The sequence below is a fragment of the Halpernia sp. GG3 genome (genome assembly GCF_052976925.2).
Window position 1 is genome coordinate 497,371 of the sequence record NZ_JBRIIR020000017.1, and the last position, 24,199, is coordinate 521,569.

Sequence of the window (24,199 nt, forward strand, 5' to 3'; positions counted from 1 at the left end):
TTTTAAAATTTGTTTTCTAAATCTTCTAGGGATATTTCATAGAAACAGCGTTTGCCAGAAGGTAAAAATTCTGGGAAACCTAAGTCTTGAAATTCTTTTATCAGGATTTCTGCATCAGTTTTGTAAATAAAATCAAAGCGGGATTTTCCCTGCATTTTATTCCATTGGTATTGGTAAAAATGCACGAATTCTACTTCTGTTTTATAATCTAAAATTTCGAATATTTTTTCTAAAAAAGGAATGACTTGGCCTTCTTTTAAACCTTCGGGAATACTGTTTACGCGTAACACATTCTCATGCGCAATAATCATGTCAAACCCTAAACTTGGCAAATATTTTTTAATCGAGCGGTATTTATCTTTCTCAATTTCATTCATAAAATATTCTACTGAGAAAAGTAAAGCCTGACTGACGCCAGTTAATTTTTTAAATTTATTTTGACTTAAAACCACTAACCGGTGGATTCTGCCTAAATCTAACATTAATGTTTTGCCACTTTTGTTCAGCAACCAATAACCATTGGGAAGACGCATTAGATCTTCTTCAAAATCTTCTTCTTCAAATAAATTAATTTTAGACGGCGCCGTTGAAATGTTATTTTTATAAAATTCTGTGAGTTCTATTTTTTCTAATGGGGAAGGTTTATTTTCTGCTAAAAAAGGGTTGTAATCTCTATCAACACTAATTTCTGGATTTTTAAAACGAATATTATTCCTCGAAGGCGATAATTGCAAAGCGTTTGAATCGCGTTCAAAATCTAAACTTGGCGCAACATTGTAAATGCCCAGCGCACGTTTAATAGTAGAACGAATTAAAGCAAAAATTAAGTTTTCGTCTTCAAATTTCACTTCCGTTTTTTGCGGATGAATATTAACGTCAATTTTGTCGGGTTCAGTTTCTAAATAAAGAAAAAATGATGGAATATATCCCGGTAAAAGCAAACCTTCAAACGCGTCTTGCACGGCTTTGTTTAAATAAGGACTGCGAAAAAACCTTCCATTTACAAATAAGAATTGTTCGCCACGTGTTTTTTTTGCGCCTTCAGGTTTTGCCACGAATCCTTCCAATTTTATCCAACCCAAATCTTCTTTTATGGGAACTAATAAACTGTGAATTTTCCTGCCGAAAATATCCACAATTCTTTGCATTTGTGTGCCTTTTCGCAACCGAAAAATAGGTTCGTCGTTGTGAAACATTTCAAATTCAACGGTTTCATGCGCCAAAGCAACCCGCTGAAATTCATCAATGATATGGCGAAATTCTATGGTGTTTGATTTTAAAAATTTCCGTCTTGCAGGAACATTATAGAATAAATTTTTAACGGAAAAACTTGAGCCATCCGATGTTTGGATAGGTTCCTGAAATTGGAATCCGCCACCTTCAATGTAAATATTGGTGCCGGTTTTCGTTTCCTCTTTTTTAGTCCGTAATTCTACCTGAGCAACTGCGGCAATTGACGCCAATGCCTCGCCCCGAAAACCTTTGGTGATAATTCTGAAAATATCTTCTGTCGTTTTTATTTTAGAAGTCGCATGCCGCTCAAACGCCATTCTTGCATCAGTTTCAGACATTCCCAAACCATTATCAACCACTTGAATTAAATTTTTCCCAGACTCACGGATAATAAGTTCTACTTTGCTCGCTTTCGCATCGATGGCGTTTTCCATCAATTCTTTAACCACAGAAGCCGGTCTTTGCACGACTTCTCCGGCGGCAATTTGGTTCGCCACATGATCTGGTAAAAGTTGAATAATATCGTGCATAAATAAAAACTCCCACAAAAGTAAGAATAAGGAAGTTGCTAAAAAAATTTATTGAGAAATAGAACTTTTTAAAGCTTTTATTTTATTGATATCCCGCCGCCTGCAAAGCAAATAATTCGGCATACAACTTTTCGGTGGCCATTAAATCCTGGTGTGTTCCAACTTCTAAAACTTGTCCGTTTTGAAGGACTACAATACGGTCTGCCATTCGAACGGTGCTAAACCTGTGACTGATTATAATGCTTGTCTTTCCTTTTGTTAAAGCAATAAACCGTTCGAAAACATCAAATTCTGCTTGTGCATCGAGCGCACTTGTTGGTTCGTCTAAAACCATAACATCTGCATCTTTCATGTACGCACGAGCGAGCGCCACTTTTTGCCACTGTCCGCCGCTGAGTTCTGTGCCTTTATAAAATCGCCGGCCAAGTCTTTGCTCTAAACCGTCTGTCATTTCAGAAACGACCTGTTCAGCGAGACTTTTACTTGCGGCGTAATTAATAATTTCGTCATTTTCAACTTCGTTTATATTTCCCACAGCAATATTTTCTCTTAAAGTAAATTCATATTTAAAAAAATCCTGAAAAATTACGCCGAAACGATTTCTGTAAGCATCGACATCAAACTTATTAATATTTATTCCGTCTAAAAGAATTTCGCCTTCGGTTGGTTCATAAAAGCGCAGAAATAATTTTATTAAAGTTGTTTTCCCCGCACCATTTTGTCCTACGAAAGCCATTTTTTCCCCGGCTTTTATTTTAAATGTCACCCCTTTTAAAACCTCGTTTTTACTACCGGGATAAGCAAAATGTAAATCATTAACTACAAAACCTTGAGTAATAATTTTTGGCATTTTAGTCTTTAGGTCTGCAGTTTTTTCGATTTTTAAATCTATGAAATCAAAATAATCCTGAAGGTAAAGTGCACTTTCAGAAATACGGGTGAAACGTGAAAAAAATCCTTGTAAATTTGTTCGTAATCTGTTAAAAGAGCCAGAAAGAAATGTCAATTCTCCGATAGTGATTCCGCCTGCGAGCACTCTTAAAATGATGTAAACGTAAGCGCCATAATAACTTACAACGCCTAAAATATTAAATAAAGACCCGTAAAAACTTTGTCTTTGAGAGAGCTTTTTATTTAGTAAATAATAGTCGCTTGACAGATTTTTAAAACGGTCTGCAATAAAATCCGTCAGACCAAATAATTTAATTTCCTTAGCCGTTTGATTATTAGCGCCAATAAAACGTAGATAATCTAATTCTCTGCGTTCTGCGGTCCAACTTCTTGCTAATGAATATCTGGTGGAACTAAATTTCGCTTCATTTATAAATGATGGAATAATGCTTATTATTAAAATTAATATTAGAACAGGTTCAAAATAAACCAATCCCGCAATTAAAGAAACCATTGAAATTAAACTTTCTGCTTGTCCCAAAGCGTTGCTCATCAAATCTACACGACTATTTGTCTGTGTTCTCGCCCGCTCCAGTTTATCGTAGAATTCTGGATCTTCCAGCTGCGCAATTGTCAACTCCGAAGTTTTGCGAATGATTTTTTCCGATGATGCGTTGGAATAAAGATCGCCCAACAAACCATCAGTTAGATTAATGACTCTTCCCAATAAATCTGAAAGCACCGCCGCAGCGAACTCTATTAAAACATATTTCCAAAGTTGGCTAAAATCTTTATTTGGCAAAGACACTTGCAGAATGATCTCATCAATAATCATCTTTCCCACCCAGAGAATTACCACAGGCGTGAAAGCATTGATTAATCGACAAAAGGAATTTATAAAAAACAGTTTCGGGCTGCTATTGTAAATTTCTTTAAAAAACCTCGGAATGGTTTTCAGCGCTTTAAAAGAATCTTTAACGCTGGTTTTTTGTTCTTTTTCGGTAATGGATTTTGGAACTTGTCTTGCCAAAAGAATAGACGGTTATTTAGTTTTGATAATGAAAAATAGAAAAATGACTAACTCAGTTTTCAGTAGCAAAGTTAATTATTTTTTACCTTTTTTCTTCCCTCCATAGTTGACCATATTAAATATAATTAAACCCAAGCCAATCCCTGCTGCACAAATCATTGCATTTTGCACGCCTCTTGAAGGCGTAGGAATTGCCATTTTTCCGTAAATTCTCATCGGTTCATTTGAGGAATGCAAAATATTTCCGTCCGTATTTGTTTTAGCATTTTTTTTCATAGCCAAACGAAGAAGGGATGACGCGGTATTAATAATTGTATTTGGGAAAATTCCATATAAAACTTTCATCACTGCGGCATAACCGTCGGTTATAATTTCTTTTTTAGGATTTTTTGCAGCTTTTACCATTTGCTCCGCTAAATCTCTTGGATCAACTGAAAATGGCGGAATTTTAAAATCGAGGCCAGAATATTTTGCGGAATGTAAATTTCCTGTTGAGCGCTGAATTCCTGGATACAAACCAACAATATGAATGTTTGCTTCATCAGATAATTCACCTTGAAGTCCTTCTACCATTCCTCTAATTCCAAATTTTGTACTTGAGTACGCGGTAGAATAGGGCGCAGGCATATAACCGCCAATTGAAACATTATTTATTAAAACGCCATCTTTTTGTTTTTTAAAAATCGGAATTACTGCGTGCGCGCCGTGTAAATAACCCAAAAGGTTGGTTTTAACCAATTGATCCATCGCTTCCACCGGAATATCTTCGAACTTTCCACTCGCCATTACGCCCGCATTATTTACCCAAATATCAATTCTTCCATTAAATTGCAAGGCTTGATTTGCTAAATTTTCAACTTCTTCAAAATTTGAAACATCAGTCGGAACGCCCAAAGCAACAACTCCTAGATCATGACATAATTTCACAGTGTTGTCCAAGCCTTCTTGTCCACGTGCCGCAATTACGACATTACAACCTTCTAACGCAAAAGCTTCTGCGGCTGCGCGTCCAACGCCACTTGTTCCACCTGTGATTACAACCGTTTTCCCGTGAAGATCTCCTAAATTATTTAAAATTTCCATAATAGTTTAATGATTTTTTATTAATGGTATCAACTATGATGCAAAGTTTAAAAATTAATATTTTGGTAACAAAATTTTTACATTTTTTAAAGGCATTCCTCCTGTAGAATCTTTTATTTTTAGAAATAAAGAATCGCCTTTTATTTTTGCATTTTCGACAACATTATACATTTCAAAATTCTTTAAGGTAAATTCTTCATCATTTTCTGCTTTTCTTATTTCAATGTTTTCCTGTGTGGTGGCGTTTGAAGGAATGTGATATATTTTAATCTTGTATTTTTTATTGGGAATATTAAAAATTTTTACAACTTTTAAACTATCATCAAATAATTGAAATGTTACGATTTTATAAAAAACGAAAATTAATATCAAAAAAAATAAAATTACGAGTGCCTTTTTCATAGTATTTTACTTCCCAAATTTCTCTAAAAATTTAGCAATTTTTCTGTCATTTGCCAAACGTGGAATTTTATTTTGTCCGCCTAGTTTGCCTTCAGATTTAGCATAATTCTGGAAGGCATTTTTCTTTAACCCTACAATTTTTAAAGGCTGTAAAATATTGCCGGAAATCAAATCTTCATAATAAGAATTTCGTAGGCGCATTTCTTTATCTAAAGTTTTCTGAAATAAAACTAAATTTTCAGGTTCTTTCTCAAACTCAATGAACCATTCGTGAAAGGGAAGTTCGCCGGTTTCAGGCGTAACTTGCGGTGCAAGATGAAACTCGGTAATTTGTGCGGGATATTTTAAAACTGTGGCTTTCATTGCTTCTTCTACTTCAAACGCAATCACATGCTCGCCAAAAGCTGAGGTAAAATGCTTGGTTCTGCCGCTTACTAAAATGCGATAAGGTGTTTTTGAAATAAATCTTACAACATCACCGATAGAGTAAGCCCACAAGCCAGAATTTGTACTTAAAATTAAAGCATAATCTTTATTTAATTCTATATCTTTTAAAGTTAATCTTTTCGCTTCTTTTTCACCATATTCTTCTAAAGGAATAAATTCGTAAAAAATACCGTGGTTGGTTTGCAATAAAAGCCCTTCTTTATTAAAATCATCCTGGAAGGCGAAAAATCCTTCACTTGCAGGAAAAGTTTGTAAAATATCAACTTTTCCACCGAGAAGATTTTCCATTTTTTCTCGGTAAGGTTCGTAATTGACGCCGCCTGTAATAATAAGTTGAAGATTAGGAAAAAGATCTTTTATTTTTAAACAATTTCTTTCAATTAATTTCTCAAAATACATGATAAGCCATGGCGGAATCCCGGAAATCAGCGTCATATCCTCATTCTCAGTTTCCAGTACAATTTCATCTACTTTGGTTTCCCAGTCTTCGATTTCATTCGTTTTAAAACTTGGCAAACGGTTTTTTTGTAAATAATTTGGAATATGATGTGCAACGATGCCGGAAAGTCGACCTGTTTTGATGCCAAATTCTTCTTCTAATTTCGGACTTCCCTGAAGAAAGATCATTTTCCCAGTGACAAAATCGGCGTTATTTTTTTTGTTAATATAATGAAAGAGCATGCTTTTCGCGGCGTTAGTCTGATATGGCATTCCTTCTTTTGAAATGGGGATATATTTACTGCCGGAAGTGGTGCCAGAAGTTTTTGCAAAATATTCCGGATTTCCCGGCCAAAGAATATGGGCTTGTCCTTTTTTTGTACGTTCGATGTAAGGTTTTAGATCTTCATAATCTGCAATTGGAACTTTCGTTTGAAAATCCTGAATAGTTTTGATCTCTTCAAAATGGTGATCTCTGCCAAATAAAGTTTTTTCTGCGGTTTTTACTAGTTGTATAAGTAAATCTTGCTGATTTTTTACTGCGTTATTTTTAAAATTTACAGATTTTTTGACGTGATTTCCTGCCCAAATTTTCGCTAGATTTTTCTTTATAAACTGACCGATCATTCTACAAAAATACAGTCTTTTGGATAACAATTATTATTCTTCAAAATAACACAGGACTTTATTCCGTCAAAAACTTTTATTAAAAGCTAAAAATTGCAGCCCGGCCTGAGTGAAACTCTTTTTTTGAGGCGCAACGCCGAAGAAAAAAGTGGGAACGGAGGACGGAAAATGCTGCCCAAAAAAATAAAAACCCTTACGTTTTTAGTGTAAGGTTCAATGTTCAAAGATATTATTTTTTATATCTTTTGTCTGGTGTGCCATCTTTTTTTAAATGTTGCGCCGTTTTATATCTTTTATCCGGCGTTCCATCTTTTTTCATTTTCACACCTGCAGGATCTGGTTTGGCAGCCATCATTGTTTTAGCAGGTTTAGCCATTTTAGTTTCCGTCTTCGGCTTCATTTTTTGCATTTTAGAACTTGAAGGCGCGGTTTGCTGTGCACTTGCGAAGCCTAAACATAGAACGGCTGATAGAGCAGTTAATAATTTTTTCATTTTTAATAAAAATTTAGTGGTTAATTCTAAAGTAAAGTTAAATTAAAAATCAATTCAAATCATTGGCTTTTAAACTTTAACACATTTTATAATTATCCTATTAAATTGCCAGAAAAAGTGGAAAAGAAGAATAAAAATGAAATTCGTGACATTTAAAATTTTCGTAAATTTGCGCTTTTAGAAACGGTCTTAGGGAAATCCTGAAATCGTCTTTTGCCGTTTTCGGTTTTAATGAAAATGGCTTATTTACAAAATAACAAATGCAGTTAAAGTCCATACAGGAAAGCCTTCTTCCACATTTATTGAAAAATAATTTTGCGGCAGAAATTTTTAAAAATTTAGATAAAAAAAAATTATCGATTAAAGGTTTTGCAGGATCTGCGCATTCACTTTTCACGGCAGAATTATATTTAACACAGAAAAAAAACATATTCTTTTTGGTAGATGATAAAGAAGAAGCGCTTTACATTACAACTGAATTAGAGGAACTTTTGGGTAAGGAAAATGTGCTTTACTTCCCGCAAACACATCTTGAACCTTATCAAATTGAGAAAACGCAAAATGCCAATCTGGTTTTAAGAACCGAAGTTTTAAATAAAATTTTAACAGAAAAATCGGCTAAAGTAATTATTTCACCCATCTTGGCAATTGCGGAAAAAGTAATTAAGAGAGAAGATTTCAGCGCCATTTCTCATGCTTTAAAAGTAGGTGATAAACTGGATTTTGATTTTGTGGATGAACTTTTAAATCATTATCAATTTTTGCCTGCGGATTTTGTGTCAGAACCTGGAGAATTTTCCGTGCGTGGCGGTATTGTGGATGTTTTTTCTTTTTCCAATGAAAAGCCTTTCCGCATTACTTTTTTTGGTAATGAAATAGAAAGCATTAAGAAATTTGATATTGAAACCCAGCTTTCAACAGAAAAAGTAGAGGGCTTTCAGTTGGTTTCAAATATGAGTACGGCGACAAGTTCTGCGAAGATTTCAGTTTTAGAATTGCTGTCAAAAGATTCTTTTGTTTTATCTAAAAATTTGGAATTTGGGGCGCTGAAAATTAAAGATTTTTACAAAAAAGCAGATGAAAAGTTTGAGACTTTAAATAAGGACATAAAACACCAAAAACCTTCAGAATTATTTATTTCGCCTGAAGAATTTAACAAAACTTTAGAACCATTATCGCAGATTGATTTTATTTCAATTACCAATTCTTTATTTACAAAAGATTTTTTCAACCTAGAATTTCAACAAACGGCGCAACCAGCTTTTAATAAAAACTTCGAACTTTTAACAGAAAATTTAGAAGAAAAATTAGCGGACAACTATGACATCTGGATCTCATTTTCAGGAGAAAAGCAAAAAGACCGCTTAGAAAGTATTTTTCAGTCTCTGGAGAAAAATGTGCCTTTTAAAAGTTTTAAATCTGAACTTCACGAAGGTTTTGTAGATGATGTGCAAAAGCTTTTGGTTTATACCGACCATCAGATTTTCGACCGCTACCAAAGATTTCAGGCTAAAAATAATTTTGCTAAAAGTGAGCAATTGACTTTAAAAGATTTGATGTCTTTAAAAGTGGGTGATTATATCACGCATATTGATCATGGTGTGGGAAAATTCATGGGATTGGTGAAAGTGAATAACAATGGAAAAGTACAGGAATGTTTTAAATTAACGTATAAAAACAATGATTTACTATATGTCAGTATTCATTCTTTGCATAAAATTTCAAAATTTAACGGCGCTGACGGAAAGGAAATTGTGCTAAGTAAACTTGGCTCGCCCGCGTGGAAATCATTAAAACAAAAAACAAAAGCGAAAGTAAAGCAGATTGCTTTTGACTTAATAAAATTATACGCGCAACGGAAATCTGCCAAAGGATTTGCTTATGCACCAGATACTTATCTTCAAAATGAACTGGAAGCGAGTTTTATTTATGAAGATACGCCGGATCAGGAAAAGGCGACTTTCGACGTGAAAACCGACATGGAAAAAGACACCATTATGGACCGTTTAATTTGCGGTGACGTGGGTTTCGGAAAAACAGAAATTGCCATTCGTGCCGCATTTAAAGCTGCAACAGATGGAAAACAAGTCGCGATTTTAGTGCCGACAACGATTTTGGCATTTCAACATTACCGAAGTTTTACGGAAAGATTGAAGGATTTTCCTGTGACGATTTCTTACATGAACCGTTTTCGATCTACCAAGCAAAAAAATGAAACTTTAGCAGGATTGAAAGATGGAAAAATTGATATTGTTATAGGGACGCATCAATTGGCGGGAAGTGCCGTGAAATTTAAAGATTTGGGATTATTAATTATTGATGAAGAGCATAAATTTGGTGTTGCGGTAAAAGACAAATTAAAAAATCTAAAAAATAGTATTGACACTTTGACCTTGACAGCAACGCCAATTCCGCGAACTTTGCAATTTTCATTAATGGCAGCCCGAGATTTATCAGTTATTAAAACACCTCCGCCAAACAGGCAACCAGTTGACACGCAAACGATTGGCTTTTCCGAGGAAATAATTCGTGATGCGGTTTCTTATGAAATTCAGCGGGATGGACAGGTTTATTTTATAAATAACAGAATTGAAAATTTAAAAGATATTGCAGGATTAATTCAGCGTTTAGTTCCCGACGCAAAGATCATTACAGGTCACGGACAAATGGAAGGGAAACAGCTTGAACGAAATGTTCTGGATTTTATGGAAGGTAAATATGATGTTTTGGTTTCTACCACGATTATTGAAAGTGGAGTTGATGTACCAAATGCAAATACCATTTTTATTAATGATGCACAACGTTTTGGTATGGCAGATCTGCACCAGATGCGAGGTAGAGTTGGGCGAAGTAACCGTAAAGCCTTTTGTTATTTAATTACGCCACCTTTTGATATGATCACTTCGGATGCTAGAAAAAGGTTGGAAGCAATCGAGCAGTTTTCAGATCTGGGAAGTGGTTTTCAGATTGCGATGAAAGATCTTGAAATCCGCGGTGCAGGTGATTTATTGGGCGGTGAGCAAAGTGGTTTTATTAACGAAATGGGTTTTGAGACGTATCAAAAAATCATGCAGGAAGCCTTAGAAGAATTGCAGGATGATGAAGAATTTGAAGATCTTTTTGAAAATGAAGATGACCGTAAAAAACTCTTTAAATCGACAAAAGATGTGAATATTGATACCGATTTGGAACTGATGTTGCCTGATTATTATGTGAGTTCTGTAGAAGAACGTTTGACATTATACCAGCAATTAGCAGAAATTCCAAATAAAAAGGAAATGGATTTATTTGAGAAAAATTTGAAAGACCGTTTTGGAAGTTTGCCATCGGAAGCCGTAAATCTTTTAAAATCTGTAGAATTAAAATGGATTGCAGAAGATATTGGCTTTGATAAAATAGTCGTAAAAAATGGTGTTTTTCTGGGTTATTTTCCATCAAATCCGCAAGATAAATTTTACCAAAGTGATAGATTCAAACATATCATTTCATATTTAAGTAAAAATCCAAAGGAAGCAAAATTGAAGGAAAAACATGCATCAGAAGGCAACCAGCTAATGATGCGTAAAGAAAACATTCAACATATTGATGAGGTTAATGCTTTATTAGAAAGAATTCTTAACCCGATGTTGGTTTAATTTAAACGAAAAAAAATGAAATATCTACTAGTTGGTCTTGGTAATAAAGGCGAAGAATACGCAGAAACCCGCCATAATATTGGTTTTAAAGTCGCAGAAAAGATTGCAGAATCGATTGAAGCGCCTTTCAAATCTTCCAATTTCGGACTTTTAGCTGAAGGAAAATACAAAGGTAGAAAAGTATTGATTTTAAAACCCGACACCTATATGAACTTGTCTGGAAACGCAGTGAAATTCTGGATGCAAAAAGAAAATATTCCTTTAGAAAATATTTTAATAATCACCGATGATTTATCCCTTCCCTTCGGGACTTTAAGATTAAAAATGAAAGGTTCGGACGCGGGACACAATGGTTTAAAAAGCATTCAGGAACAACTTGAAACTCAAAATTACCCACGTTTAAGATTTGGGATTTCTGCTGAATTTTCTGAAGGCAAACAAGTCGATTACGTTTTAGGAAAATGGGAAGGTGAAGAAAAAGAAAAACTTCCCGAAACAATCGAGAAGTTTTCTAAAGCCAGTTTGTCATTCGTCTTCGCGGGCATTCAAAACGCGATGACGGGTTTTAACGGAAAATAATTCTTTTAAAACGCCTGTCCTATTCCAATATAAAATAATTTATCTTCCTTCGAAAGACCATAATCGAAAGAGATAATGGTTGATTGATTCCACGCAATTCTTGCACCTGCCCCATATGAAGTTTTAATTTTAGTAAAATTCAGATCTTGCCATCTATCACGAACGGTTCCCGCATCAAAAAATGGTGCAATCGCAAAAGCAAAGTTCTGTTTATCCAAGGAAAATTCTGCAACTCGCGCCCGTAATTCAAAATTTGCAAAAGCAACGGATCTTGCTAAAAACCGATTTGCTCTAAAACCACGAAGCGACTGTTTACCACCCAAAGAATTAATACTTCCATCCGGACTCCACTGATCTTGAAATTCAAAAAAGGGTGCGTTTTTACCGAAAATATTTCCGACTCCCAATCGCGCTCCAAAAACTGTTCTTGGTCCAATTGGTATTTTTTTAAAATATTTCCCCTGTAAAAATAATTTATTGAAGGTAAATTGGGAACCAATTATTTGACTGGAAAACTCATTGGCAATTTCAAAATAAATACCTTTGGTGGGATCTGGTTCAAAATCCCTGGTATCATATATTAGCGCGGTTTGTAAAATTGAAATCCATCCGCCATCTAAACCGAAAAGTAAGCCCTGCTCAAAATCTCTTCGTAAAAGCGAGGTGCCATTTGGTGCATTTACTTCTTCGCCTGTATTTGGAACAATTGCATCCGCTTCCGTTCCTTCGAAGGTTTTATAACTTAAATGTTGGATTTCATAACCACCCATTAACCGCCATTTTCCGGTTTTTCCCAGCGCATAATCCGCTTTTAAATTAAGCATATACTCAGTTTCCCGAAATCGGTTTGATAATGCGTCGGTGACGAATTCTGCTTCATCAACTCCTCCGGGACGCAAAGTTTTTCTGTCTTTATCAAAAGCATCATACGTGGCGTAAGTTTGTCCACCATTTGGCGTAGAAGGTAATCTTAATGCTCCAAGCGTTTTTTCAGACGAGCCGAAGTATAGATTTGCAGGATTTTGTTGGGCTTTAAAATCTGCTTTAAACCGCCATCTTGTTCCTTTATAGTAGGGAACATCCAGCGATAATACTAACTCACGCGCATTTGAAGTGTAATAAGCGGCATTCGCTTTTAGTTTCATTAAATAAGGGGTGTATGCAAAAAAGGGATTGTCTCGCTTTCCGTTCCAAAAGATATTTGTTCGTGCGCCAAAACCAAATCCTATCACTGGATCTGAAGAAAAATCTGGAATTCCCGTCACAAAAGTGCCTTCTTTTTTCTTTGCTAAATCTGCATCCGACATTTTTTTCGACTGGATAAAAGAAAGTGAATCCGTTACTTGTGAAAATAAATTTATCGAAATTATTGTAAAAAGCAATATTATTATTTTTAATTTCATTTTTTTTCTTTTACTATTTTTTTTAAATAAAATCCACTTTACCAGTTTCCACATTATAATTGGCGCCCGCGATAATTATTTCACCGTTTTTTTCCATAGCATTGAGTGCGGGACTGTTATTTCTAATGTCTCGAATGGTGTGCTCAATATTTTTGACTGTCAATCTATTAAGTAAATCTTTGTTGGCAGACGAACGTTCTTCGTCTTTTTTGATAATTTCGTTGATAGATTTCTCAAATTGCTGAACTAATTTTGACAAATTTTCAAGACCTAACTGATGAACTTTTTCGGCATCCAACGCACCTTTTAAGGCACCGCATTTACTGTGACCGAGAACTAAAACCAATTTTGTTCCTGCTACTTTACAAGCAAATTCCATTGAACCTAAAATATCTTCATTAGAGAAATTTCCAGCAATTCTCACGCTAAAAATATCGCCTAAGCCTTGGTCAAATATAAGTTCGGCGGAGGTTCTGCTATCAATGCAACTTAGAATAACGGCAAAAGGATACTGTCCTTCGCGCGTATCATTTACTTGTTCTAATAAATTTCTATTTAATTTTAGATTATTTACAAACCTCTGGTTGCCTTGTTTTAAAAATTCAAGGGCATTTTGTGGGCTAATATTTAATTGTGTTTCAAGCGTATGTGCTTTCATATTTTTATTTTTTTTGATTAGTCATAAGAAATCGCTAATCTTCATCAAAGTTCTTTTGTAAAGGCGACTTCCTTATATTTTTTTTAATTTGATAATAGATGGTTTACATCGATCTTCGATGATCAATGCTTACATGCGAATGTTGGTCTTCTTCATAATCTCGGTAAGAAGTTCTGAAGCCGATCAATTCTACCTCAATATCTTCTTCTTTGGCTCTGATGTTAGCAAAATCCTGAATCATTTCGAGAACATCTGTTGTGATATAAGACGTTCCTTTTGCATCAAATTTTACTTTAGAATTTGGCTTAATGTTTTTCAAAGTTTTCTTAATGGCTGCTTTGTTTAAAAAGGAAACTTCCTCTGAAAGTTTGATAGTAATTTCATCGGCATCTTCAAGTTCTTTTTTGCTGAAGTAATAAGCCCGTTTCATATTTCCTTGAAGGATGTAAAAAACAGAGATTGCCAACCCTATTGCAACACCTTTTAATAAGTCTAAAGCGACAACTGCAACTATGGTTGCGATAAAAGGAATAAACTGGTATTTACCTTTGTTCCAGAACTTTTTCAATTTTTCCGGACTTGCTAATTTATAGCCAACCACCAAAAGGACTGCTGCCAAAGTTGCTAGCGGAATTAAATTAATAATAAAAGGAATTGATAAAACACAGATCAATAAAAGCAAACCATGAATAATGGCGGATGTTTTAGAAGTTGCGCCTGCATTTGCGTTTGCAGAAGTTCTCACCACTACTGATGTGATAGGTAAACCGCCAATTAATGAACTGATAAGATTCCCAATTCCCTGTGCTTTTAATTCTAAATTAGTGTCAGTAATCCTGCGCTGACTGTCTAATTGATCAGAGGCTTCAATACACAAAAGAGTTTCTATGGACGCCACAACTGCAATTGTTGCCCCAATTATGTAAACTTTAGGATTTGTGAATCCCGCTAAATCTGGAAAAATAATTAAATTTTTAAAATCTTCTGCACTTTTAGGGACAGGTAGATTTACTAAATGTTCTGCAGAAATAGCCAAATTACTTCCTGTTGAAATGAAAATCTGATTGATAGCAATGCCAAAAAAAACTGCAACTAAAGCAGAAGGCAGTAATTTTAATTTTTTTAATTGAGGGATTTTGTCCCAGCCAACTAAAATTACCAAAGAAATTGCGGTAATGATTACAGCACCAAGACTTATAGAATTTAATAGTGATGAAGTATAATCTATGACATTAAAAGTTTCACCAAAAAGACTTTGGTTTCCCTCAAAATCTTTATCATAACCCAAAGCATGCGGAATTTGTTTTAAAATAATAATTAAACCGATTCCCGCGAGCATTCCTTCTATGACGTTATTAGGAAAATAATTGGAAAGACTTCCAGCGCGTATAAAACCTAAAATTAGTTGTATAAGGCCAGCGATAAAACCGGCGGTTAATAAAAGTTGAAAACTTCCTAAATCTGTAATTGCGCCTAAAACAATTGCCGCTAAACCAGCCGCTGGTCCAGAAACTGACAGCTGTGAGTTTGAAATAAACCCGATCACGATTCCACCAATTATCCCGGCAATTATCCCCGATAAAGGTGGTGCGCCTGAAGCTAGGGAAATCCCTAAACAAAGCGGTAATGCTACTAAAAAGACAACTACACCAGACGGTATGTTCTCTTGAAAACTTGAATATAAAGTTTTTACTTTTCTCATCTCTTCTAAAAATATAATATGTAACCGTCCGTTTTTTAATTACATAGACGGAACACTGTGGATAATAATTTAATTTAAAATCACGGTCTTGCAGCGCGTCATTTTGAAGCGTGGTAAAGACGTAATTTTGGTTAGAAATTAAATTAAATTATCCGGCGGCGGAGAAAAAATAGAGAGGAAAATAGACAAATGTATAGAATTGTCCTTCTGTGAAATTGCGGTACGATCTTCTACAAAATTAGAAAATTTTAGAAAATCAAGAATATTTAGAATTTTTGGAAGTGATTTTTCATTGATCACTAAAGGCGCATGTGAAGATTCTTCCTCAGAAAGCACTACGTTTGTTGTAGGTAAATCCCACCCGCAAAGTGTGGCGATACTTGGTAACGCCATAAAATTTAAGAAAACAAATAAAGAAATTAGGCTTGCCAGTTTCATCATGCGGCTGCAAAAATAGTAAAATTATTTTTTATGACTCATCACCCAATTTGAGTTCGTGAGATTATAGATTTTTTGAATGTCTTTAAGAATTTTTTCAAAGTCAATTTCTAGATCTATAATTTTCCCAGTTTGCATATCAAAAACCCAGCCATGAACAATCGGATATTCATCCAACAAATATTGTTCCTGAACGACCGCCATTTTTATCACATTAATGCACTGTTCCTGCACATTGAGTTCAACTAATCTGTCGTAACGTTTATTTTCATCTAAAATTGAATCTAATTCTGCTTGGTGAAGTCTATATACATCTCGAATTGTCCGTAACCAAGGATTTAATAAACCCATATCTTCCGCAGACATCGCCGCTTTTACACCACCGCAACCGTAATGGCCGCAAACTACAATATGTTTTACTTTTAAAAATTCCACAGCATATTGAATTACGGCTGTAGAACTCATATCGAGCGTATTTACAACATTTGCAATATTCCTGTGTACGAACAACTCGCCAGGTTTCATGCCCATCATTTCTTCTGCGGAAACGCGACTGTCAGAGCATCCGATATATAAAAATTCCGGAGTTTGTGAGGCTGCTAAAGTTTTAAAAAAATCTTGATTGACAGCTAATTTAGATTCCAGCCATTTTTTATTATTCTCAAAAATGCGATTGTAAGATTCTTTCATTTTTTTCTAATTAAAATTAAAAATTCGTTTCAAAAATGTCTGACAAAATTAAGTTTTTTGTTTAAAATAATAGACTTATTAGAAAGATTAATATTTTTGTAAAAATTTATTTTTAATGAGAACGATTATCAACAGACTTTTGCCAAACTTAACTTCTGAAAATTACCAGGAGGATTTTCAAAATTTAAATATTGACAGCATAGATTTAGTTTCGATGCGCGTTGATATTGAAAATAAATTGGGGAAAATGATTCCAAACGTAGAATGGCTTTCCTTTAAAAGTTTAAACGATATTTTAAATTATGTTGAAAAAACGGATCACCAGAATTCTGAAAACGCAGTTTTAAAAAATTCTGAAAAAACTATCCGTAAGCAAAATTTTATTAATATGCCTCAGATGTGTTTAGAGGCACTTTCAGAAAATTGGCTGTTTAAAGAGTGTGGAAGCGAGCATTGGGATCTACTTTGTGAAGGTTTAAATACTACTTCATCCGAGTTAAAAGATGATCTTGGAAACCGTCTTTACGCTACTTTCGTAAGAATCAGAATTGATGGAAGCGGAAATTTGAGCGATTTTCAGGAAAATAATCCTTATCAATTTGATGCAAAATTATCACGTTTTGGAATGGGAATGTTCTTCAGTAATATCGATTTTAAATCAGAAAAAAATAATATTAAAATTGATATGATGACCAGTTTTTCGGTAAGGAAATCTACAAGCGACAATAAAAGTTTGGCGAAAAGCCAACCCACGATGGAATCTTGTAATATTCCGCAAGTGTCAGAATTTCCAGTTTTTGGCAATGAATATCGTCTGATTAAAAAAGGTGATTTAAAAACTTTTTTTTTCAAAGATTATATTTTTACTATCACGGAGAAGGAATTATTTTCCTTTGAATATTCTATAAATCCATACTACGACTTAAATGGCGTGGGTCTTTTGTATTTTGCTGCTTATCCCATAATTAATGATTTTTGCGAATTTCAATATTTTAAATCAATTGAAAATGAAGAGAAATGGGAAGAAAATTATTGCACACTTTTCAGAGATGTGATGTATTATGCGAACTGCGATTCACGGGATAAAATTAAATACATTTTAAATTCTGTAGAAAATTTATCGGATAACAAAGTTAAATTGTGCAGCACTTTATTTCGAAAATCTGACGGACTAATAATGGCGCGGATTTTTACAATTAAGCAAAAGAGAAGTTCTCAAACTTTATTATTGATATAGCCTTCCGTCGCGTTGTGAAGATTAAAAATCCGACACGGATTGCCCATAACCAGAGAATTATCTGGAACGTTCTCTGCCAAATAAGTGTTTGGCGCGATTAACACATTATTTCCGATTGTAATTCCGCCGACAATTACAGCATTTGGTCCGATCCAAACTTCATCTCCAATTTTTGGACTGCCTTTAAATTTTCCCCGGTTCGCCTGAGTAATACTCACGCCTTGCGCAATGTTGCAGTTTTTCCCAATAATTACATTAGGATTAATTGCCAGTAAACCCCAATGTCCAAGATATAAACCTTCACCAATTTGCGTTTCAGGGTAAATCTGGAAACCATATTTGATTTGAAAATGTCTTAAAATTATTCGCCAGAATATTCCGCGAAAAGATTTTTTTGAATATTTCTGAGCCTTCCTCAAAATAAAAATAAAATGCAAATTGGGATTTAAGCATTTTTTCCAGATCTCAAAAGTGGAAAGATAAAAGCCGCTTTCACGATAAAAATCTTTTTGAATAACAGTTTTTTCAGACATTAGGACAAAGATAATTATTTATAATTCGTCTAAAATTTTAATAATAGAATTGACAGAATCTTTTAAGTTAAATGGTATTTTGTAGTGTTCCAAGTTTTGAGAATAGTTGTCAAAGCTATATTCTTCTATTAATGCTTTCTTCATCCCAAAATAGATTCCCTCTTCAGAGTTTTCTGTAATTAAACCCAATTTTCCGTCTTTTAACATTTCACGAACGCCAGAAACATCGGTTGCAATAATTTTCTTTTTTAAAGTAATCGCTTCAAATAGAACCGTTGGAAAACCTTCATATCTTGAACTTAAAATATAAAAATCTGCTGCTTTGAAATAAGGATATGGATTATCTGTAAAACCAAACAGAGTCACACTTTCAGATAAATTTAAGTCATTTTTCAATTGATTAATTTTAATAAAATCTAAACCGTCACCAATAATTAAAATCTGGTGCTGTAAACCTTCCTCTAAAAGTTGCTTATGCACATTTAAAAGCCGGTCAAAACCTTTCTGTGGAAAAACGGTACCGACGCAGATGAAGGTTTTTAAACCTTTTTTAAAATTATAATTAAGAATAGGAAATTCAGATTTTTCTAAAATTTCAGTTGTATCTGATGGATTATAGATCCGTTGAATTTTAGCTAAATCTTGATCATTTTTAGCTAAACTTTTAAATAACTTTTCAATCTTTTCTGAGATGACCATTATTTTATCATAACCGAAAAACTTACTTATTTCTTCGTTTGAATAACCTTTTACTTCTGAGAGATCATTGTGGATCCAGATTATTTTTTTTGAAGATTTCTGCGGTGAATTTAAAATTTCATCCCGAAATCCGTGAATTGCAGCAAATTCAATATCGTATTTTTTATTTTTTAATATACTGCGATACAAAATTTTAGGATATTTTTTTAAAATAGATTGAAAGACTACACGACTTACTTTCCTTGGAATATCTTTTGGGCGATTGGTTGTGATCATTTCGCCTTTATTTAAATATAAAACATTAATCCAATCTGGAACTTCGGCTAAATATTTCCCGGAATAAAGATTTAAAAGCAAATCAATTTCATATTTATCCCGAGGTATATTTTTAAGAAAAGTCACTAGAACTTTTTCTGCGCCACCGTGACGCAAAGAACCAATTCGGATAAGAATTTTCCTTTTGACCACTATTTTGAAACTTTATATTTTTCAGGTAAATTAATTTTTAACCAATTATTCAGCTCTTTTCTGTTTTTTTCTAATTCTATGGGATAATGAATGGTAGTTTTTAGCATTATATCCCCGTAATCTTCTATTTCACACACATATTTTGCGGGATTACCTGCGTAGACTGTATTGTCCGGCATAGATTCAGATAAAACAGAATTTGCTCCTAAAATGCAGTTATTTCCTATTTTTACATCACTTAAAATAACACAGTTAACGCCTACCGCGCAGTTTTCACCTATTTTAATTTTGCCAAAATTTCGAACTTCACTGTAACCTTCTAATTTTCGTAAATTTACCACCGCTCCAGAATGATTTACAAAAGTAGTACCTGAAGCAATTCTACTATCATCACCAATTTCTATAAGAAAAGGCTCTGAGCCGAAATTCACATTTCTACGGATAATAGCGTTCGTACCTAATTTTAATCCATTATATCTGCAGATCTTGATATAAGTTTCATGCTTATAGTTTTCCCATAGATCTACGAATTTATTGAGGACTTTGTACAAAATAATCATACCGCAAAATAAAAAAAAATTATTAATTTTGCCTGTTAAATAAATAATATCTGATGACTAAAGAGCAATTTTGTGAAAAATTAAAAGAAGAATTAGGGGAAATTTCGTCCATATCCCCGGAAACTGATTTTAAAAATCTTGAGTCTTACGGTTCTTTATCCGCAGTTTTGGTTTTACAACTTATAGAAAATCAATTTGACATAAAACTTAATCCAAGAAGCTTTCGAAGTTTAAAGACGGTTAACGATATAGCAGAATCTGTTGGTAGTGATAAATTAAGCTAAATAGTTTTACAAAGAATCATCTTTTCTATACAAGGAAAAATTTTATTTTCTAATGTGTCAATAGTCACTTTACAATCCTCCTTAAAACCTAATTTTTTATAATACTTGACAGCGGCATCATTGTTTAACATTACATTAATATAAATGATTTTTGCCGAAATGTTTTCCATTTGATAATTTATCATTTTTTCCGCGATACCCATTCTGCGGTATTTTTCACTGACAAAAATATATTCTACAAAATTTTTTTTTTCCGATGCGGATTTTTGATTTGGTAGTTTTAAAGCGGTTTTTATAAAATTTTGGAGATCGAAATTATTTAAATGAACAGGAAAAATTTCCGATTTATTTAGATAATATGTTTGATTTGTAAATATGTGCGAGCAACAACCGGCAAGAATGCCGTCGATTTCAGCAACTGAAAAAGTATTTAGTGAGAGTTCTGTATGTAGATTTTCATCATCTAGAAAAATCTGTTCTAAATAATTGAAAGCAGTTTCATTATCAACACTAAATAAATTACTATACGTGTTCAAATTCTCAGTTTTTTCAATTTCTAAAATAGCATTCACAATAAATGGAATGTCACTTTTAAAAGCTTTTCTAATTTTCACTGCAAATAGTTTTTAGTTCTTTTCGGTCTATCTTACCAGAAAGATTCACGGGGAATTTTTCTATTTTAAAAATTTTTGAAGGAACCATATATTCTGGAAGATTATTTTTCAAATAATTAATGATATGTAAGTTATTAGTGCTCATATCATTAGTAAAAAGAACAAGTTGATCGTTCGTATTTTTATCCTGATAAGAAATTGCAACACTTAAACCATTTTTAAGAATTTTATTGGCAAAATATTCCACCTCAGCCAATTCTACACGGAAACCGTTTATTTTTACCTGGTAATCTACTCTGCTTTTATAGAAAATATTTCCTTCTGCATCACGCTCGCACCAATCTCCAGTTTTATAAAATCTCTTTCCATCTACGTTAATGAATGTTTTACTGTCTTTTTCCGTATTTTTCCAGTAATGAGCAGTTAAAAGTTGGCCAGAAAGCAGCATTTCACCTTCGTTAATTGTATTGTCTAAAAATCGCACCTCGTTATGAAGCATGGGCTTACCGATACTGATGATGCCGTTTCTCACTTTCGGCTCATTTTCCAGTTCATAGGCAATGCACACGATCGTATTTTCAGTAGGACCGTAAGCATTATAAATCTTCGAATTGGGTACGAATTTTCGCCAGGTTGCCATTTGTATTTCTAACAATGCTTCACCAGCAAAAAACATGGTTCTTAAACTTTTATTAACAATATTAGGATCTAAATAAGGAACGGTGAGCGTAAGAATGCTGGGCACCATTTGGGCAACTGTAATTTTATTCGCTTCTAATAAATCTAAAATTTGTAAAAACTTTGCTTCTTTTTTATTTAATCCTACCACCGTTGCACCACTCAACCATGGTACTAAATAACTTACTACAGAAACATCAAAAGTTAGTTCAAACATCTGCAGGACTTTGTCTGACGGAAAAATCTTTCCGAATGTATTTTCGTAAGATTCTACAAAATAAATTAAATTTTTAAAACTGATAGGGACTCCTTTGGGATTTCCCGTACTTCCGGACGTAAAAAGAATATATGCATTGGTGTTTATATCACATTTTACAGGCTCTTCATCCGAACAATAAACGTTTTTAGTACTGTCCAAAATAATAATTCCAAAGTCTTCAATTACAGGAATAGAAGATAGTAAGACGCCGACCCCAGCTTGCTCTATGATGCTGTCATTTTTGTTGAAAGGAAAATCTACATGTATCGGAACATAAGTTCTACCTTCAAACCAAATAGCCAAAATGGACGCATACATGAAGGAATCAGAAGTTAAATAAATTCCTATATTTTGACTCTCGTAATTTTTAAGTTGTGCTCTGATCTGTTTTGTAATATCAAAAATCTCAGAATAGGTAAAAATTTGCTCGTCAATCTGCAAGCAAATACTATCTTTAAAATTATGGAAGGAGCGATATAAATTTTCAGTCAGAAGATTCATACTTTAGTTTGATTATTGTTCAAATTTAAAATAATTGTCTCTACATCCTTGAATATTTTTTCATTGTCAAATATTTTCTCAGAATTTTTCAGTTCTTCACGGATATTTGTAATGAGGATTTTGTCTATCATAAAGGTTTTCATCGCGTCACAAATTTCGTCAGCATTATAGTTGATCAGATAACCGTTCTTTTTGTGTGTTATAAGTTCCGGAATTCCTCCCACATTTGTTGCGATGATTGGTTTTTGCAAAATTAATGTTTCTGCGATGATAAGCGGCCAACCTTCAGATTCCGAGGGCATTATATAAAAATCAGCATTTTTAACGTAAGGATAAGGATTGCTTAATGTTCCTAAAAGCCGAAAAGTATCTTGAACCTTTAATTCCTCGGCGCGATTTGACAGATACGTGTGATCTTCACCATTGCCGATAATTATAATTTGGTGTGGAAATCCTTTTAAAAGTAAGGATTTATGGGCTTCAATAAGTGTCTTATAACCTTTTCTGTAATGCAGCCTGCCGACGGAAACAAAAGTAGTAATACCTTCATAATCAACCGAAAATTCATTTGCTTTCTTTTTCAATTCACCAATTGGGATTGCATTAAGTACGACATGGCCTTGAGGTAATTTAATTTCTGGAAAATTAACTAACAATACGTTTTTAGACTGTTTAGAACCGTAAATGATAAAATTAAATTTTTTAAGCTGTGCTAAAATATTGTCGCGTAAAGGATCAAATCCAGACAAAGATAAATCTGAATGAAGCCAACCAATCTTTTTAGATTTTTTATTAACCGAATTTAAAACCGCGTCATAAACTGCATATGTCGTTGCAATCTCTATATCATAATATTCATTCAGGATATTTTGTGCAATCTTTGGCTTTTTTTCTGCCTGTTTTTGTTTAAAATTACGGGTGAAAAGCTGAATTTTTTGGATGAATTTATTTTTTGAAAAATCTTCACGTCCTTTAGAAATGAAAACTTTACGAACATGGGATGGGAATTGATTGCGCAGTTCACCTTGATTTAAATTAAGGCAAACCGTCATATCAAAAATATTTTTGTCTAAATTATTTAATAAACTTAATAATACTTTCTCCACACCACCCATTTCCATTGATCTGTGGCGAAAAAGAATTTTTATTTTTTTATCGGACATTTATAATAATTTATTTTTCTTTGAAATAACAGGGAAATTTTTAAATTCGACAAGAATTATTTTATAAAAAAATTTAAGTTAGAGGTTATGAAAATTTCTTTAAAAATCTTGCTAAGTAAGAATTCTCTTTTTTAAATATAAATTCTGGTAAGTTTGATATTTCTTCTATGTTTTGGCCATAAAGTTTTACGCTATTTCTTCTCTTTAAAGTATCCAATATAACTGTGTTCCAATTAGAAACTAATTTATCTTTTTTACCTTTATTTTGAGAAACACCGCTTTCATGCTGGCGATAAAGATAAAGTGGTTGCTCAATATATTTTATAATTCCAACATCATAAATTTTTAAATATAAATCCTGATCTACTGCCGAAGTTAAATCAGCATTTATGCCAGAAGTTTTTAAATAAGCAGATTTTCTAAAAGTAAAAAAGTGATTTATCTGAAAATTAATATTAAAAAATTTAGAATTATTAGGTTTTATAGACTTGGAATGTTTAAACAATTTCAGTGGCGAAAGTTTATTGTCACACATCATTATTTGCGAATGCGTCGCAACAATATTCTCTGCTTTTTCATACTGTTTTAAACTGATTTCAATAGCGTCATTTCTTAAAGAGTCATCTGGATCTAAGAACCCACAAATTTCGCCAGTCGCCATTTCCACACATTTTCTTTTTGTAGATCCAACACCTTCATTATTTTCATTTTTAAAAATTTTTATTCTGAAATCATCTTTTGTTAAAATTTTGATTTTTTCTAATGAATCGTCTGGTGAAGCATCATCAATCAGAATTATCTCAAAATATTGAAAAGTTTGAGATTTTATACTGTCATAGCAAACTACAAAAAAATCATAATTACAATAATGCGCAAGAAGCAGGGAAAATTTTTTCATTTCTAAGGATGGGGATCAAACTTATC

General features: G+C 33.4%; 22 protein-coding genes. 4 read left to right on the forward strand and 18 right to left on the reverse strand.

All coding sequences use genetic code 11. From position 1 onward, the window contains the following. Positions 1–2: 2 nt before the first annotated feature. From mutL to ACVBED_RS11765, 6 genes are all read right to left on the reverse strand, one after another. The gene (mutL, locus tag ACVBED_RS11740) at positions 3–1,763 is read right to left on the reverse strand and encodes a DNA mismatch repair endonuclease MutL (RefSeq protein ID WP_473095039.1); all 1,761 of its coding nucleotides are present in this window, start codon (positions 1,761–1,763) and stop codon (positions 3–5) included. An 82-nt stretch (positions 1,764–1,845) separates the two neighbouring features. After that, positions 1,846–3,684 (reverse strand): ABC transporter ATP-binding protein, encoded by a 1,839-nt coding sequence (locus ACVBED_RS11745; protein WP_447120459.1) that lies wholly within the window; start codon positions 3,682–3,684, stop codon positions 1,846–1,848. A 75-nt stretch (positions 3,685–3,759) separates the two neighbouring features. Continuing rightward, positions 3,760–4,767 (reverse strand): SDR family oxidoreductase, encoded by a 1,008-nt coding sequence (locus tag ACVBED_RS11750; protein ID WP_447120460.1) that lies wholly within the window; start codon positions 4,765–4,767, stop codon positions 3,760–3,762. Between the two features lie 54 nt (positions 4,768–4,821). Continuing rightward, a complete protein-coding gene (locus ACVBED_RS11755) occupies positions 4,822–5,169 on the reverse strand; it encodes a hypothetical protein (protein WP_447120461.1) in 348 nt (115 codons plus the stop codon). 6 nt (positions 5,170–5,175) lie between these two features. After that, positions 5,176–6,681, reverse strand: a complete 1,506-nt coding sequence (locus ACVBED_RS11760; protein ID WP_473095072.1) for a GH3 auxin-responsive promoter family protein — start codon at positions 6,679–6,681, stop codon at positions 5,176–5,178. Positions 6,682–6,910: 229 nt separating this feature from the next. Next, a complete protein-coding gene (locus tag ACVBED_RS11765) occupies positions 6,911–7,174 on the reverse strand; it encodes a hypothetical protein (protein WP_447120462.1) in 264 nt (87 codons plus the stop codon). A 260-nt stretch (positions 7,175–7,434) separates the two neighbouring features. On the opposite strand from ACVBED_RS11765, the gene mfd reads away from it, so the two are divergent. Further along, positions 7,435–10,809: a transcription-repair coupling factor gene (gene mfd, locus ACVBED_RS11770; protein ID WP_447120463.1), complete on the forward strand. Its 3,375-nt coding sequence runs from the start codon at positions 7,435–7,437 to the stop codon at positions 10,807–10,809. A gap of 15 nt (positions 10,810–10,824) precedes the next feature. Then, complete coding sequence (gene pth, locus ACVBED_RS11775; protein WP_447120464.1) at positions 10,825–11,388, forward strand: aminoacyl-tRNA hydrolase; 564 nt, start codon at positions 10,825–10,827, stop codon at positions 11,386–11,388. A gap of 5 nt (positions 11,389–11,393) precedes the next feature. Here the strand turns inward: pth and omp85 are convergent, their stop codons facing one another. The 5 genes from omp85 to ACVBED_RS11800 all read right to left on the reverse strand — a co-directional run bounded on the left by omp85 (position 11,394) and on the right by ACVBED_RS11800 (position 16,279). Further along, a complete protein-coding gene (gene omp85 / locus ACVBED_RS11780; RefSeq protein ID WP_447120465.1) occupies positions 11,394–12,791 on the reverse strand; it encodes an Omp85 family outer membrane protein in 1,398 nt (465 codons plus the stop codon). A gap of 22 nt (positions 12,792–12,813) precedes the next feature. After that, on the reverse strand, positions 12,814–13,449 hold the full coding sequence (locus ACVBED_RS11785; protein ID WP_447120466.1) for a carbonic anhydrase family protein: 636 nt from the start codon (positions 13,447–13,449) through the stop codon (positions 12,814–12,816). Positions 13,450–13,552: 103 nt separating this feature from the next. Next, the gene (locus ACVBED_RS11790; protein WP_447120467.1) at positions 13,553–15,151 is read right to left on the reverse strand and encodes a SulP family inorganic anion transporter; all 1,599 of its coding nucleotides are present in this window, start codon (positions 15,149–15,151) and stop codon (positions 13,553–13,555) included. A gap of 138 nt (positions 15,152–15,289) precedes the next feature. Then, positions 15,290–15,544: a hypothetical protein gene (locus tag ACVBED_RS11795; protein ID WP_447120468.1), complete on the reverse strand. Its 255-nt coding sequence runs from the start codon at positions 15,542–15,544 to the stop codon at positions 15,290–15,292. 69 nt (positions 15,545–15,613) lie between these two features. Further along, positions 15,614–16,279, reverse strand: coding sequence for a carbonic anhydrase (locus ACVBED_RS11800; RefSeq protein ID WP_447120469.1), 666 nt, complete (start codon positions 16,277–16,279; stop codon positions 15,614–15,616). 115 nt (positions 16,280–16,394) lie between these two features. On the opposite strand from ACVBED_RS11800, the gene ACVBED_RS11805 reads away from it, so the two are divergent. Continuing rightward, positions 16,395–17,516 carry a Pnap_2097 family protein gene (locus ACVBED_RS11805; protein ID WP_473095040.1) on the forward strand — a complete coding sequence of 374 codons (1,122 nt, stop codon included), beginning with the start codon at positions 16,395–16,397 and terminating at the stop codon, positions 17,514–17,516. Here the strand turns inward: ACVBED_RS11805 and ACVBED_RS11810 are convergent. From ACVBED_RS11810 to ACVBED_RS11820, 3 genes are read right to left on the reverse strand one after another with little or no spacing between them, the layout of a single operon-like run. Continuing rightward, positions 17,495–18,049 (reverse strand): serine acetyltransferase, encoded by a 555-nt coding sequence (locus ACVBED_RS11810; RefSeq protein ID WP_447120471.1) that lies wholly within the window; start codon positions 18,047–18,049, stop codon positions 17,495–17,497. The genes ACVBED_RS11805 and ACVBED_RS11810 overlap by 22 nt on opposite strands. An 18-nt stretch (positions 18,050–18,067) precedes the next feature. Further along, positions 18,068–19,216 (reverse strand): glycosyltransferase, encoded by a 1,149-nt coding sequence (locus ACVBED_RS11815; protein WP_473095041.1) that lies wholly within the window; start codon positions 19,214–19,216, stop codon positions 18,068–18,070. Further along, positions 19,216–19,776 (reverse strand): acyltransferase, encoded by a 561-nt coding sequence (locus ACVBED_RS11820; protein WP_447120472.1) that lies wholly within the window; start codon positions 19,774–19,776, stop codon positions 19,216–19,218. The genes ACVBED_RS11815 and ACVBED_RS11820 overlap by 1 nt, the downstream gene beginning before the upstream one ends. Before the next feature lie 53 nt (positions 19,777–19,829). On the opposite strand from ACVBED_RS11820, the gene ACVBED_RS11825 reads away from it, so the two are divergent. Then, positions 19,830–20,060, forward strand: a complete 231-nt coding sequence (locus tag ACVBED_RS11825) for an acyl carrier protein (RefSeq protein WP_447120473.1) — start codon at positions 19,830–19,832, stop codon at positions 20,058–20,060. Here ACVBED_RS11825 and ACVBED_RS11830 read toward each other — a convergent pair. From ACVBED_RS11830 to ACVBED_RS11845, 4 genes are all read right to left on the reverse strand, one after another. Then, positions 20,057–20,674, reverse strand: coding sequence for a GNAT family N-acetyltransferase (locus tag ACVBED_RS11830; protein WP_447120474.1), 618 nt, complete (start codon positions 20,672–20,674; stop codon positions 20,057–20,059). The genes ACVBED_RS11825 and ACVBED_RS11830 overlap by 4 nt on opposite strands. Then, complete coding sequence (locus tag ACVBED_RS11835) at positions 20,664–22,112, reverse strand: AMP-binding protein (RefSeq protein ID WP_447120475.1); 1,449 nt, start codon at positions 22,110–22,112, stop codon at positions 20,664–20,666. Before ACVBED_RS11835 ends, ACVBED_RS11830 begins: the two co-directional genes overlap by 11 nt. Further along, positions 22,109–23,275 (reverse strand): glycosyltransferase, encoded by a 1,167-nt coding sequence (locus ACVBED_RS11840; protein ID WP_447120476.1) that lies wholly within the window; start codon positions 23,273–23,275, stop codon positions 22,109–22,111. Before ACVBED_RS11840 ends, ACVBED_RS11835 begins: the two co-directional genes overlap by 4 nt. An 85-nt stretch (positions 23,276–23,360) precedes the next feature. Then, positions 23,361–24,173 carry a glycosyltransferase family 2 protein gene (locus ACVBED_RS11845; RefSeq protein ID WP_447120477.1) on the reverse strand — a complete coding sequence of 271 codons (813 nt, stop codon included), beginning with the start codon at positions 24,171–24,173 and terminating at the stop codon, positions 23,361–23,363. Positions 24,174–24,199 lie beyond the last annotated feature (26 nt).